Annotated in this window: 14 protein-coding genes, 1 other RNA gene and 1 pseudogene; 13 read left to right on the top strand and 3 right to left on the bottom strand. The window is 44.7% G+C overall.

Annotated features, from left to right (window positions below; genetic code table 11):
• Positions 1-86 precede the first annotated feature (86 nt).
• Entirely contained in the window at positions 87-671 is a 585-nt protein-coding gene (grpE, locus tag HA49_RS09120; RefSeq protein WP_038022285.1) for a nucleotide exchange factor GrpE, read from the bottom strand.
• A gap of 119 nt (positions 672-790) precedes the next feature.
• On the opposite strand from grpE, the gene nadK reads away from it, so the two are divergent.
• The 3 genes from nadK (at position 791) to bamE (ending at position 3,942) form a co-directional block, all read left to right on the top strand.
• On the top strand, positions 791-1,669 hold the full coding sequence (gene nadK, locus HA49_RS09125; protein ID WP_038022288.1) for an NAD(+) kinase: 879 nt from the start codon (positions 791-793) through the stop codon (positions 1,667-1,669).
• 85 nt (positions 1,670-1,754) lie between these two features.
• Positions 1,755-3,416: a DNA repair protein RecN gene (gene recN / locus HA49_RS09130; protein ID WP_038022758.1), complete on the top strand. Its 1,662-nt coding sequence runs from the start codon at positions 1,755-1,757 to the stop codon at positions 3,414-3,416.
• A 184-nt stretch (positions 3,417-3,600) separates the two neighbouring features.
• Positions 3,601-3,942 (top strand): outer membrane protein assembly factor BamE, encoded by a 342-nt coding sequence (gene bamE, locus HA49_RS09135; RefSeq protein ID WP_038022291.1) that lies wholly within the window; start codon positions 3,601-3,603, stop codon positions 3,940-3,942.
• Positions 3,943-4,032: 90 nt separating this feature from the next.
• Here the strand turns inward: bamE and HA49_RS09140 are convergent, their stop codons facing one another.
• Positions 4,033-4,329, bottom strand: a complete 297-nt coding sequence (locus HA49_RS09140; RefSeq protein ID WP_038022293.1) for an RnfH family protein — start codon at positions 4,327-4,329, stop codon at positions 4,033-4,035.
• Positions 4,322-4,756, bottom strand: a complete 435-nt coding sequence (locus tag HA49_RS09145; RefSeq protein WP_038022295.1) for a type II toxin-antitoxin system RatA family toxin — start codon at positions 4,754-4,756, stop codon at positions 4,322-4,324. Before HA49_RS09145 ends, HA49_RS09140 begins: the two co-directional genes overlap by 8 nt.
• Positions 4,757-4,910: 154 nt before the next feature.
• Between HA49_RS09145 and smpB the strand changes: the two genes are divergently transcribed.
• The 10 genes and pseudogenes from smpB (at position 4,911) to HA49_RS09190 (ending at position 13,310) form a co-directional block, all read left to right on the top strand.
• A complete protein-coding gene (gene smpB / locus HA49_RS09150; RefSeq protein WP_038022759.1) occupies positions 4,911-5,393 on the top strand; it encodes an SsrA-binding protein SmpB in 483 nt (160 codons plus the stop codon).
• 49 nt (positions 5,394-5,442) lie between these two features.
• Positions 5,443-5,806, top strand: a transfer-messenger RNA (tmRNA) gene (gene ssrA, locus HA49_RS20870).
• Between the two features lie 182 nt (positions 5,807-5,988).
• Positions 5,989-6,968: pseudogene (locus tag HA49_RS09155) on the top strand (integrase domain-containing protein); the annotation flags it as partial.
• Between the two features lie 295 nt (positions 6,969-7,263).
• Positions 7,264-7,560: a contact-dependent growth inhibition system immunity protein gene (locus HA49_RS09160; protein ID WP_038022297.1), complete on the top strand. Its 297-nt coding sequence runs from the start codon at positions 7,264-7,266 to the stop codon at positions 7,558-7,560.
• Between the two features lie 852 nt (positions 7,561-8,412).
• The gene (locus HA49_RS09165) at positions 8,413-9,258 is read left to right on the top strand and encodes a YPO3983 family protein (protein ID WP_038022300.1); all 846 of its coding nucleotides are present in this window, start codon (positions 8,413-8,415) and stop codon (positions 9,256-9,258) included.
• A gap of 18 nt (positions 9,259-9,276) precedes the next feature.
• Positions 9,277-9,711: a DUF943 family protein gene (locus tag HA49_RS09170; protein ID WP_038022303.1), complete on the top strand. Its 435-nt coding sequence runs from the start codon at positions 9,277-9,279 to the stop codon at positions 9,709-9,711.
• A 500-nt stretch (positions 9,712-10,211) separates the two neighbouring features.
• Complete coding sequence (locus tag HA49_RS09175) at positions 10,212-11,060, top strand: YPO3983 family protein (protein WP_038022305.1); 849 nt, start codon at positions 10,212-10,214, stop codon at positions 11,058-11,060.
• On the top strand, positions 11,050-11,514 hold the full coding sequence (locus tag HA49_RS09180; RefSeq protein ID WP_038022308.1) for a DUF943 family protein: 465 nt from the start codon (positions 11,050-11,052) through the stop codon (positions 11,512-11,514). The genes HA49_RS09175 and HA49_RS09180 overlap by 11 nt, the downstream gene beginning before the upstream one ends.
• Positions 11,515-12,010: 496 nt before the next feature.
• Positions 12,011-12,856, top strand: coding sequence for a YPO3983 family protein (locus tag HA49_RS09185; RefSeq protein ID WP_038022310.1), 846 nt, complete (start codon positions 12,011-12,013; stop codon positions 12,854-12,856).
• Positions 12,846-13,310, top strand: coding sequence for a DUF943 family protein (locus HA49_RS09190; RefSeq protein ID WP_038022313.1), 465 nt, complete (start codon positions 12,846-12,848; stop codon positions 13,308-13,310). The genes HA49_RS09185 and HA49_RS09190 overlap by 11 nt, the downstream gene beginning before the upstream one ends.
• The last annotated feature ends 62 nt before the right edge of the window (positions 13,311-13,372 follow it).

The raw sequence follows: 13,372 nt of genomic DNA on the forward strand, positions 1-13,372 counted from the left end.
GGCCAGACGGTTTAGCACCTGTGGACCCGCCATAAAAAATCATGGACAGACCAGGCGACTCCCCCGCAGTCATCTGCGGGGAAAAATTATGCTTTAGCTTTAGACACCGCTACCATCGCCGGACGTAGCAGACGGCCGTTCAGGGTGTAACCATTTTGCATCACCATCAGTACGTGGTTCGGCGCCACTTCATCAGATTCCACCATTGACATCGCCTGATGAACATCCGGATTGAAAGGTACGTGGGTTTCACCCACTACTTCCACACCAAATTTACGCACTGCATCTAACAATGATTTCAGAGTCAGTTCGATCCCTTCAATCATCGAGGCCAGCTCACTGTTACTCTTGTCAGCAACCTGCAATGCACGTTCCAGGCTGTCAATCACCGGCAGTAATTCGTTAGAAAATTTTTCCAGCGCAAATTTATGTGCTTTTTCGACATCCAGTTCGGTACGACGGCGAATATTTTCAATTTCAGCCTGTGCACGTAACTGTGCATCACGCACACCATTACTCAGTTTCGCCAGCTCCGCTTCCAGTTCTGCAATACGCTCATCGCGTGGATCAACGGTTCCGGAAGTGTCTGCATTTTCAGCCTCAGTCTGTTGTTCTGCCGCCTGCTCTTCTGAAAATTGCTCGTTAGGGTTATTCTGTTCTTTACTGCTCATGAAAATCTCCGCGTTTTCCATATTCATTTCGCCGTTGGGCTTATTATGGGGATCAAAATTACGGATTCAAGGGACTGTGTGATATTCACTTGTGTTTTGGCTGGAGGAGTTGCCTGCAAATGAACAAATTTTTTAAATGCATCGGAATTGTCGGGCACCCACGCCACCCGAATGCCCTCGCCACTCATGAAATGTTGTGTCGCTGGCTGACCAGTGAAGGCTATCAGGTGGTGGTTGAAGAACAAATTGCCAATGAACTCAATTTGCAGCAGGTTAATACCGGAACATTAGCTGAAATCGGCCAGCAGGCTGATCTGGCAGTAGTGATCGGGGGTGACGGTAATATGCTGGGAGCCGCCAGAGTACTCTCCCGTTACGATATCAAAGTCATTGGGGTTAACCGTGGCAACCTTGGATTTCTGACCGACCTGGACCCTGAGAATGCCCGTCAGCAGCTATCCGAAGTGCTGGATGGACATTATTTCACTGAGCAGCGGTTTCTGCTGGAAGCCAGGGTCTCGTTACCTCAAGGGTCGCCACGGATTGCCACTGCTATTAACGAAATAGTGCTACATCCGGGAAAAGTGGCCCATATGATTGAATTTGAAGTGTATATCGACAATAACTTCGCTTTCTCCCAGCGCTCTGACGGGTTAATTATTGCCACCCCTACCGGCTCAACGGCCTACTCCCTCTCAGCCGGTGGCCCGATTCTGACACCTGGCCTGGAAGCTATCAGCGTGGTTCCCATGTTTCCCCATACGCTGTCAGCCAGACCACTGGTTATCAACAGCAGCAGCGAAATCCACCTGCGGTTCTCATCACTGCGCAGTGATCTCGAAATAAGTTGCGACAGCCAGATAGCACTGCCCATACAGGAAGGTGAGGAAGTACTGATCAAACGCAGCCCACAGCATCTGGACCTGATACATCCAAAAAATTACAATTATTTTAATACGTTAAGCACCAAACTTGGTTGGTCTAAAAAATTATTTTAAAAATGTGCCAGACACTCTTTACTGTGTAAAAAAGCAGATTATACTGTATAAAAAAACAGTCATGTTTTTCTATACAGGTGATATTATGCTGGCACAACTGACCATCAGTAATTTTGCAATTGTCCGTGAACTGGATGTTGACTTCCAACAAGGTATGACTACCATCACCGGGGAAACCGGTGCCGGAAAGTCGATTGCGATTGATGCGCTTAGCCTGTGCCTTGGAGCCAGAGCAGAGGCAGAAATGGTGCGACCCGGAGCTTCGCGGGCGGATATCTGCGCGCGTTTCCGTCTGCAATCTTCCCCCTCTGCCCGCCAGTGGCTTGCCGATAATCATCTGGATGATAACGACGAGTGCCTGCTACGCCGGGTGATTAACGCCGATGGACGCTCGCGTGGATTTATCAACGGCACCGCCGTCCCCCTTTCACAGCTACGGGAACTTGGCCAACTACTCATTCAGATTCATGGTCAGCATGCACATCAGTTGTTGCTTAAACCTGAGCACCAGCGCTTTTTACTGGACGCTTATGCCGATCCGACCCCGCTGTCTGAAACCATGCGCCACCATTATCAGCAATGGCATTCTGCCTGTCGCGCGCTGGCCAGCCTGCAAAAACAGACCCAGGAACGGGAATCTCGCAGAGAATTACTTCAATATCAGTTGAAAGAGCTCAACAGCTTCGCACCGGTTGCCGGTGAGTTTGAGGGCGCAGACACTGAATACAAACACCTGGCCAGCAGTGGCCAGCGATTAACCCTGAGTCAGCAGGCATCACGAATAGTCTCTGAAGGCGAGGATCTTAGCCTGCAATCTTTACTGCATACAGCACGCCAGAGTGTTAGTGAATTACTGCCTATGGATGAAGCCCTGACCCCCGTCCTGAGTATGCTGGAAGATGCAGCCATTCTGATAAGTGAAGCCGGAGATGAACTGCGCCACTATTGCGAACGCATTGATCTTGATCCGAACCGTTTACAGGAACTGGAACAGCGCATTTCGCGGCAGATTTCTCTGGCCCGTAAACACCATGTATCACCGGAGAACCTGCCGGAACTGCATCAGCAATTACTGTCTGAGTACCAGCAGTTGGAATCACACGACGAAGAACTTGAACAGTTGAGTCTGCAGGTCAGTCAACATCATCAGGCTGCCCTGGAAACGGCACAGCAACTGCATCAGCAGCGTTGTCAGTTTGCGGCGGAACTCGCTGCCAGAATTACTGATTCAATCCATCAGTTATCGATGCAGCATGGCCGTTTTATTATTGATGTCACATTCAATGCTGATCGACTGACACCAGAAGGTGCAGATACTATTGAATTTCGTGTCAGCACTAACCCGGGACAACCTTTACAGCCGCTGGGTAAAGTCGCTTCCGGCGGAGAATTGTCGCGTATTGCACTGGCCATTCAGGTGATCACGGCGAAGAAAATGGAGACTCCGGCAATGATTTTCGACGAAGTGGATGTCGGCATCAGTGGTCCGACGGCCGCCATCGTCGGAAAAATGCTACGGCAACTGGGAGAATCGACCCAGGTGATGTGTGTCACGCATCTGCCACAGGTGGCGGGGTGTGGTCACAGCCATTTCTTCATCAGTAAAATTACTGACGGAACCATGACCGAAACCCAGATGCGTCTGCTGGATAAACAGGCAAGACTGCATGAACTGGCACGGTTACTGGGAGGAAGTGAGGTCACCCGTAATACTCTGGCGAATGCCAGAGAACTTTTAGCTGCATGATTTGGCACTTTTTTATCGTTCGGAAGTCATATGCATACTCTGCAAAGGTTTCCATCCGGCGAAAGGTCTATTATTATCGATATCTTATCTCGCCGGACGAAGCAAACCTGTTACAGGCAGAATTCATCGTTGATGGCAAAAACCGCCTTGCACAGGCATATGGGTCCGAAAAAGGAATGTATACATGCGCAGTAAAATACTGGCTGCTGCTGCAGTAGTAATGTTGATGGCAACCGCTGGTTGCTCAACTATCGAAAAGGTCGTCTATCGTCCGGATATTAACCAGGGTAACTATCTGGTCGCGAGTGATATCAGCAAACTTCATACCGGCATGACTCAGCAACAGGTAGCGTATACTCTCGGAACTCCGATGATGCGCGATCCCTTTGGCAGCAATGTCTGGTACTACGTATTCCGTCGTGAACCAGGCCATGAAGGCATTACTCAGCAGACCCTGACACTGACCTTTAACAGCAGCGGAATACTGACTAATATTGATAACAAACCGGCTCTGACGAAAAAATAATCGGTTAGCATTCCCGGTAAGATAGTCCGGCAGTGCAGAAAGGACAGCGCAGTGAATACTGCGCTATTTTTTTAAATCTGGCCTTGAGGGTTATTTTTTGTTGGCATTTGCCGAGCGTTCGGCCCGTTGACGGCGTAGTTCTTTAGGGTCGGCCAGTAACGGGCGATAAATCTCGACCCTGTCACCATCACTCACCTCATCATGCAGCTTAACCGCACGGCTAAATATGCCGACTTTGTTTTCGGAGAGATTGATATCCCGGCGTAGAGTGGTCAGTCCGGAAGCGGTGATCGCCTGTTCTACGGTACTCCCTTCAGGGATTCTGACCGTTCGCAGATATTGCTTTTCAGGCAGGGCGTAAACAACTTCTACCTGGATATCAGCCACGATAAACCTCTTTTGCCCTGACGGTAAACGCCTGAACCATGCTGTTGGCCAGTTCCTTAAAGATCCGCCCGAATGCCATTTCAACCAGCATATTGGTAAACTCAAAATCAAGACTTAACTCGACTTTACAGGCATCATCGCCCAATGGCACAAAATGCCATCCACCGGTCAGTTTTCGAAAAGGACCGTCGACCAGTTGCATATGAATACGTTCATTATCGGTCAGTGTGTTGCGGGTGGTGAACGTTTTACTTATCCCGGCTTTAGAAACATCGACCGAGGCGGTCATTTGATCTTCTGAACTGTCGAGAATCCGGCTGCCGGTGCAGCCCGGTAAAAATTGTGGGTATGCATCAACATCATTCACCAGCCGGTACATCTTTTCAGCACTGTACGGGACCAGCGCTGAACGACTAATCTGGGCCATAACACTTCCTGCTTAGTAAAAAACCTGATGATCATACCAGTTTCAACTGTTAAACAAAAATGTCTTCATGCTACCGGCGTGCTAGAATGTGCTTCTTATTACCCCGAATTCGGGGATGGTTTCTGCGCATAAGTGGTGTAAAATAAGCAATATTATGACTAAGAAAAAAGCTCACAAACCCGGTTCTGCAACCATTGCCCTGAATAAACGCGCCCGCCATGAATACTTTATTGAAGAGGAATTTGAGGCCGGCCTGTCGTTACAAGGATGGGAAGTAAAATCTCTTCGTGCTGGTAAAGCCAATATCAGTGAAAGTTACATTCTGCTGCGTGACGGTGAAGCCTTTCTGTTTGGTGCCACCTTTCAGCCGTTGATTGGCGCTTCGACCCATGTGGTCTGCGATCCGACCCGTAACCGTAAGTTATTGCTTAAACAGCGGGAGCTGGATTCGATCTTCGGCCGGGTAAACCGTGAAGGTTATACCATTGTTGCGCTGTCGCTTTACTGGAAAAATGCCTGGTGTAAGCTGAAGATTGGCGTCGCCAAAGGTAAGAAAGAACACGACAAGCGTGATGACATCCGTGAACGTGAATGGAAAATAGACAAAGCACGGATTATGAAGAAAGGAAATCGCTAAACCACTGGTGCAGCAACGGCTTTTCCTGATATACTGCTTCACAGTACCTGGGGCTGATTCTGGATTCGACGGGATTTGCGAAGCCCAAGGAGCATGCCGAGGGGCGGTTGGCCTCGTAAAAAGCCGCAAAAAAATAGTCGCAAACGACGAAAACTACGCTTTAGCAGCTTAATAACCTGCTAAGAGCCCTCTCTCCCTAGCCTCCGCTCTTAGGACGGGGATCAAGAGAGGTCAAACCCAAAAGAGATCGTGTGGAGACCCTGCCTGGGGTTGAAGCATTAAACTCAATCAGGCTAGTTTGTTAGTGGCGTGTCCATCCGCAGCTGACAAGCGAATGTAAAGACTGGACTAAGCATGTAGTGCCGACGGTGTAGTAATTTCGGACGCGGGTTCAACTCCCGCCAGCTCCACCAAATCATGATCCGGATATGTCCGGTGAAGTACGAAAAGCCCGCATAGCATAAGCCTTGCGGGCTTTTTTGTGTCTGCCGTTATCCGGGTATATCCGGCTAAATCCAGATAAAATTGGTACACGTTTAGGTACACGCTATACTGTGGCCCATAAACGTGTACCAATTATGGAAGGAATCCAGACATGGCGCGTGTTACCCGGCCTCTGACTAACAACGAAATCCTCAAAGCGAAACCACGCGAAAAAGACTTCACCCTACATGATGGTGATGGCCTGTTCTTACTCATCAAAACCTCCGGTAAAAAACTCTGGCGCTTCCGTTATCAACGACCGGGAAGCAGCAGCCGCACAAATTTGAGTCTCGGTTCATACCCTTCCCTTACACTCGCAGCAGCTCGTCAGATACGCGACCAGCACTTAACCACGCTAGCGCAAGGCATGGATCCACAACAGCAACAGGAACAAGCGTCAGAACAACGCCAGATTGAGTTAGACAGCATTTTTTCAACAGTGGCCGCTAACTGGTTTCAGCTCAAGAGCAGAAGCGTCACAGAGGATTATGCAAAGGATATCTGGCGTTCTTTGGATAAGGACGTTTTCCCGGCAATAGGCGCGATACCTGCTCAGGAGATTAAGGCCAGAACGATTGTTGAAGCATTAGAACCAATTAAAGCACGTGGTGCGCTAGAGACGGTTCGCCGCCTGGTACAGCGCATTAATGAGATAATGATTTATGCAGTTAACACCGGTCTGATTGATGCAAATCCGGCATCAGGTGTCGGCATGGCCTTTGAGAAGCCTAAAAAACAAAACATGCCAACGCTACGACCAGAAGAATTACCGAAGCTAATGCGTTCTTTAGTCATGTCAAATCTGTCTGTTCCGACTCGCTGTTTAGTAGAATGGCAACTCCTGACCCTTGTGCGCCCTTCAGAGGCCTCCGGTGCTCGTTGGGCAGAGATCGATCTCGATGCCAAACTCTGGACAATTCCAGCCGAACGGATGAAAGCCCAGCGTGAACACATAGTACCTCTATCTCCTCAGGCATTAGAGATTCTGGAAGTGATGAAGCTAATCAGTGCTCAGCGTACATATGTTTTTCCGAGTCGAAATGACCCAAAATGAATAGCCAGACGGCAAATGCTGCGCTGAAAAGAATTGGTTAGCTAACATTAAAAACACTGTGACAAGCCACCATTGGTACACACTTGAAAATTGAATTCAATAATGTTAATTAAATTCATACGGTTATAATACATATTCAGACTCAGCCAGGTAAACGAACCGACTCAGGCCGGTTTTTTACTTTGAACCTGAGTGATCACTTCATGTGTACACCCGTGTACATGCAGACCTTAACACTTCACCATCTAACCATATGATTTAAAATGATTAAAAGTGAAAGTGAACAGTATAAACACTTTTTACTAAAATCATTTCTGGCTCTATAGGTACAAAATGCAAAACTTCCACTTTCTTGACCAACTGATTTTCGGTTATTTCAACCAGGACGCCGACATCATCAATGATGGCGAGGATACGATTGAAGGCATAGTACGACTGTTCAAAAAGTCAGCGCCAGACTGGATACTCAAAGATCTCGTCGAAGAAGTTGATGATTTTATCTCCACCTATGGTGACGGTGTCGAAGAGGAGTTCAGGAAACGATACGGGTTTGATTTTTCGCCTGAACTTTGGGAAACCACTGCTCATGAATTCCTGATGACGGTACGTCAGATCTCGTCAGAGAAATGAGGTTTCCGGGAGTACATTTCCTGATAAGAAAAAATAATTGGTACACGTTTAGGTACACGGAAGAAAACTGAATTAAACAAAAACTTATTAAAACAATGAGTTGAAGTATTCATTCAGATTCCGCCAGCGATTACCAGAGTCATCCGGTGAAGTCCTGAAACCCCGCTCGGTGCAAGCCCTGCGGGCTTTTTTATGACAGCAATTTGTCCCGGGAAGTTTAAAGTAAACTAATTAAATCCGAACCTTTTAGTTTCCCTGCTCTCTGGTAGGCATATCTTAAAGCTTTATTGTGTTTAAAGTGCCTAAACCCGGTAATGGCAAGACCAACCTCTTTGCGCGAGAGAAGTCTGGGCTGCAAAAAACAGCGAGTGATTACATTTTCTATGAGGGTAATAGTATCAACAGGCTGCTTCAGTTCCAGATACTTTTTAAGGTCTTCGGTTTTTGTACTTGTCGATACTTTGTGAACTCAGATTATTCACAGGTCGGTATCGTTTTTTCATTGGGTTTTGTCCGCTGGGAATCTGATAATTTTCATATTAATTAACCTAAATCCCCCCGAGAACATTAGCGTAATAAGCAGCAATAATACCCCAAAATATTGAGCCTTATACGCTATGGACCCACGTAATATATATCGCAGAAACCCCTGGTAGTTACTGAATCGCTCAGATGAACTATTACCTTACGACATTGTCATTGATGTACAGAACGCCCAACAGGTAACCTCCCAAACGAGCCAGAATCTGAAAAATCACGACCAGGCCTGTATAAAGTTTACTCACCCACCCTTCACCGGTTACTATTCTTTGTGAAAACCACCCCGGATGATTATACAAGGAATGTATACTTATGGCCGCATTACAGTTTCCCTGCACTATATTCAAAACCCAGAGATGGATGGATGACTACAGCGCCAGTGATATGCGCTGCGGTGATCTGACCGAAGCGCAGTTAAAATCCCATTATCAACTGGATTACATATCAGATCAGGTTGACCCTTATACACTCATCCTGCGTTCCTCAATGGATCGCCCTCAGTCCATGTTCTGCTGCAATCTGCGCGGCCAGGGGGAAAAGATTACCCGCCAGCAGTGTTCCGCAATACTGTTTAATGAGTTCCGCGATTTATCGCGCCTGTTCTCGGTATACGGCCCCTACAGCCACCTGATAGAAAAGATGATCACTCATATGCAGAACGGCAACGGTTCCCCCTTTCATAATATGTCTCTGGACCAGGCATTGAAAAAACATATTCTTAGTGATAAGACGAGAAACAGTACCCGTCTGTTGTTGAAAGATGTATTTAAAAACCGTATTGACTGGGAAAAAAAATACTACCCAACAGATAAAAAAGATGAACTAAAAACAGCGATAATGAAAGGGAAACTGCCAAAATTCGACAGATTCCTTGATAACTTTAACGGTATGGGAATAACTGTTCATGATACCTGGGCAACACATATCACGATTAAATCTCTAAATATTAATCATGACCGTTACCGGGCCGTGGTGCATTACAAGGTACAGGATCACTTTGGTCTCGATGTTGACGACATTTCAAAATTTAGATTCAACCAGTTCCGTTTTTTCCGTATCTGGTTCATACTCCAGCGATATAATCAGTTTGGGTTTAAGCCATTTATGACCAATATGGAAACCACTATTGAGCTTACTGGTAGGCGCAATGAAATATAAAAAAAACAACTCTTTGGTCTGTTTTTTCTCTCTGGCTGTGTGCTACTAAGTTACTGGCTTTGGCTTTCACTGCGCCCGGTAGAAATTGTCGCCGTTCATCAAAAAAATAATTACAGTGAAATTTTGGTTAACAATTTCCCACTTAACGATAAAGGTAAAATAGACTGGTGGCTGAAAAATAAGGATATTCTTAAAGAAAAATATGGTATTCCTAAACCTGATACAGGGGGGTCTTTTACGGTCAACTTTTGGGATTTTGGCGATGGATACGTAGAAAGTGATGGTTATGACAGGCTATGTTTTAGTGATATGAACCCACCTCTAAATTGTATTAATAAAATCTCTCTAATGTTTGTTAAGAATGGTAAAAATACGGGAATGTCTTTTTGGGTCGATGGAGAAATATATCGAGTAACAAAAAACGGTAAGATGGTAAAAACCGATTACGATTAGAACTGTCATCTACCTCGCATAACGACACCAATAGAAGCATCCATCTTATCCGGTTTTTACCAGTCGAATGGAAGTAGAAAATGCTCAACTGGATATCCCGACGGGGATAAGATCGGCAATAATTAGCCGCAGGCCTCAACTCATTCCACTATGACCACTCTTATTAAACTTTAGAGCCAGCATTATACAACATATTGATTAATATACATATTCTACTAAAAACATTAGACTTTTTTAGGTATCAAATACCGGTACAACAACCTTTATTCAATTAAAGCATTACCGGGAACATCATTCAAAACACATTGATTGCTGTTAGATTGCCGATCTACAAAATAGCAATTTAATTAATCAATTTAAAAATTAATAGATTCTTTCCCCATCGGGCTAAAATCTGAAAAATGACGGCCAGGCCTGTATAAAGTTTACACACCTTCCCTTCACCGGTTAATATTCTCTGTGAAAACTACCCCGGATGATTATACAAGGAATGTATACTTATGGCCGCATTACAGTTTCCCTGCACTATATTCAAAACCAAGAGATGGATGGATGACTACAGCGCCAGTGATATGCGCTGCGGTGATCTGACCGAAGCGCAGTTAAAATCCGATTATCAACTGGATTACATATCAGATCAGGTTGACCCTTACACACTCACCCTGCACTCCTCAATGGATCGCCCTCAGTCCATGTTTTGCTGTAATCTGCGCGGCCAGGGTGAAAAGATTACCCGCCAGCAGTGTGCCGCAATACTGTTTGATGAATTCCGCTCGTTATCCCGCAAGTTTTCCCTTTACGGACCCTACAGCCACCTGATCGAAAAGATGATCACCCATATGCAGAACGGCGATGGTATGCCTTTTCGGGATATCTCGCTGGACCAGGCATTGAAAGAGCATATTATCAGGGATAATTCGAAGGAAAATAGTACAAGATTATTGTTGAAAGTGGCGTTTGATACCTATATTTACTGGGATAAAAAATATTACCCAACCAATCAAAAAAGGGAACTATCAAAAGCGATTTCCGAAGGGAGATTACCAAAATTTGACAGATTCCAGGATAATTATAATGGTATGGGTATTACTGTTCATGATACCTCGGCAACGCATATCACGATTAAATCTCTATATATTAATAATAACCGTTACCGGGCTGTCGTGCATTACAAAGTGCAAGATCACTTTGGCCTGGATAGCAACGATATACTGAATACAGAATTCAGCCAGCTTCATTTCTTCCGTATCTGGTTTTTACTCCAGCGATATACTCAGTTTGGATTCAAGCCATACATGACGAATATTGAAGCCACTGTAGAGATTAGTGGGACCCGTAGTGAAAGTTAAATTTAAGATAACTCTATTTGCGCTGTCTTTCTTTGCCTGTCTGCTACCAGCTTGCGTACTATGGTTGTCACTGCGCACGGTAGAAGTCGTCGCTGTACACGAAAACGGTAATCACAGTTATATATTAGTGAAGAATTTTCCTTTTACGGATAAAGGGAGAATAAATTGGTGGCAGGAAAACCAGGACATGCTCAAAAATATTCATAAAGCCCCCCAGCCCGACACTTATGGTTTTTTTACTGTTGTATTTTGGGATTTTGGTGATGGTTATAAAGAAGAAGGTAAATATGACAGACTTTGTTTCGAGGATATGAATCCACCAAGAAACTGCATAAAAAAAAATAAGGTTTTTACTGTCAGTCACGGCAGGAATATGGGAATTTATTTTACTACTAATAATAAAATATATCGCATGAAGAAAAGCAGGAAGATAGTAAAAGACGAGTCAGATTAGAGACGCTCCCCTCGCATATGGACTGCAATAAAATCATCCCCCCTATCCGGCCCGCACCATCCGTGTAGAAGTAGAAAATTGTTCAGAAGGCTATCCCAACGGGGATAAGGTCGGCAATAATTAGCCGCGGGCCTCAACTCATTCCAGTATGACCATTCTTATTAAATTTTAGAACCAAAAACAGACAACCATTTGAAAGATATTCATATTTCCAAAAACATAGGGCTCTTTGAGGTATAAACTACCAGTACAACCACCTTTGTCCAATTAAAGCATTGCCGGGAATATCATTCAAAATACATCGATTGCTGTTAGACGGCCGATTTACCAAATCACAATTTAATTAATCCATTTAAAAATCAATAGATTCCTTCCCAACCGGGCTAAAATCTGAAAAATCACGGCCAGGCCTGTATAAAGTTTACACACCTTCCCTTCACCGGTTACTATTCTTTGTGAAAACTACCCCGGATGATTATACAAGGAATGTATACTTATGGCCGCATTACAGTTTCCCTGCACTATATTCAAAACCCAGAGATGGATGGATGACTACAGCGCCAGTGATATGCACTGCGGTGATCTGACCGAAGAACAGTTAAAATCCGATTATCAACTGGATTACATATCAGATCAGGTTGACCCTTACACACTCACCCTGCGTTCCTCAATGGATCGCCCTCAGTCCATATTCTGCTGCAATCTGCGCGGCCAGGGTGAAAAGATTACCCGCCAACAGTGTGCCGCTCTGCTGTTTGACGAATTCCGCTCGTTATCCCGCAAATTTTCGCTCTACGGGCCATACAGCCACCTGATTGAAAAGATGATCACCCATATGCAGTACGGCGATGGTATGCCTTTTCGTGATATCTCGCTGGACCAGGCATTGAAAAAACATATCCTTAATGACAAGACAGACAACAGTACTTTTTTAAGAATTAAAAAGATTATTAGTAAAAATACAGACTGGAATAATAGATTTTACCCTTCCGAAATGAGACGGGAAATAACAAGAATAATACTTGATAGCAAGTTACCCAAATTTGACAGGTTTCAGGATAATTATAATGGCATGGGTATTACGGTTCATGATACCTGGGCAACGCATATCACTATAAAATCACTGCACATCTATAATAACCGTTATCGGGCTGTCGTGCATTACAAGGTTCAGGATCACTTTGGCCTGGATAGCAACGACATATTGAAAAAAAAATTCAGCCAGTTTCATTTCTTCCGCATCTGGTTTGTTCTCCAGCGATATACTCAGTTTGGATTCAAGCCATTTATGACCAATATGGAATCCACTGTAGAGATTACCGGGGACCGCTATGAAAGTTAACCTTAAAAAAATTTCCCTGGCTCTGGGTATAACCAGCTGCGCTTTGACTGGCTACTTCTGGTGGTTGGCCTCACGCCCAGTCAAAATTATTGCTGTTCATCAGGAGGATAATTTTAGCGAAATTTTAGTAAAAAACTTCCCATTCACCGATAAGGGAAAGATAAACTGGTGGCTGAAAAATAAAGACTCATTGAAAATAAAATATAATATCCCCTCTCCTTCATCCTCTGGTAATTTTTATGTAAATTTTTGGGATTTTGGCGAGGGATACAAAGAACAAGGGAGGTATGACCGCCGCTGCTTTGTTGACATGAATATCGTTAAAAATTGCATAGATAAAAATGCCGTTTTCTCTGTAGAAAATAATAGGAAAAAAGAGATGTTATTTACAGTATACGATGGAAGATACCGTATGGAAAAAAACGGTAATATAATAAAACTTAAAGACGAATAGTCACCCTCACCCGGGCTGTAATAATAACCAAAAAACTTGACTCTAATGCGCTACGAACTCAC

The organism is Tatumella morbirosei, from assembly GCF_000757425.2.
GTDB classification, from domain to species: domain Bacteria; phylum Pseudomonadota; class Gammaproteobacteria; order Enterobacterales; family Enterobacteriaceae; genus Tatumella; species Tatumella morbirosei.

Excerpts from the sequence above, each read along its gene's own strand:
- bamE (WP_038022291.1), top strand. The coding sequence starts at position 3,601 with ATGCGCAGTAAAATACTGGCTGCTGCTGCAGTAGTAATGTTGATGGCA.
- grpE (WP_038022285.1), bottom strand. The coding sequence starts at position 671 with ATGAGCAGTAAAGAACAGAATAACCCTAACGAGCAATTTTCAGAAGAG.
- HA49_RS09160 (WP_038022297.1), top strand. The coding sequence starts at position 7,264 with ATGCAAAACTTCCACTTTCTTGACCAACTGATTTTCGGTTATTTCAAC.
- HA49_RS09145 (WP_038022295.1), bottom strand. The coding sequence starts at position 4,756 with ATGGCCCAGATTAGTCGTTCAGCGCTGGTCCCGTACAGTGCTGAAAAG.
- smpB (WP_038022759.1), top strand. The coding sequence starts at position 4,911 with ATGACTAAGAAAAAAGCTCACAAACCCGGTTCTGCAACCATTGCCCTG.
- recN (WP_038022758.1), top strand. The coding sequence starts at position 1,755 with ATGCTGGCACAACTGACCATCAGTAATTTTGCAATTGTCCGTGAACTG.
- HA49_RS09185 (WP_038022310.1), top strand. The coding sequence starts at position 12,011 with ATGGCCGCATTACAGTTTCCCTGCACTATATTCAAAACCCAGAGATGG.
- HA49_RS09165 (WP_038022300.1), top strand. The coding sequence starts at position 8,413 with ATGGCCGCATTACAGTTTCCCTGCACTATATTCAAAACCCAGAGATGG.
- HA49_RS09175 (WP_038022305.1), top strand. The coding sequence starts at position 10,212 with ATGGCCGCATTACAGTTTCCCTGCACTATATTCAAAACCAAGAGATGG.
- HA49_RS09190 (WP_038022313.1), top strand. The coding sequence starts at position 12,846 with ATGAAAGTTAACCTTAAAAAAATTTCCCTGGCTCTGGGTATAACCAGC.
- nadK (WP_038022288.1), top strand. The coding sequence starts at position 791 with ATGAACAAATTTTTTAAATGCATCGGAATTGTCGGGCACCCACGCCAC.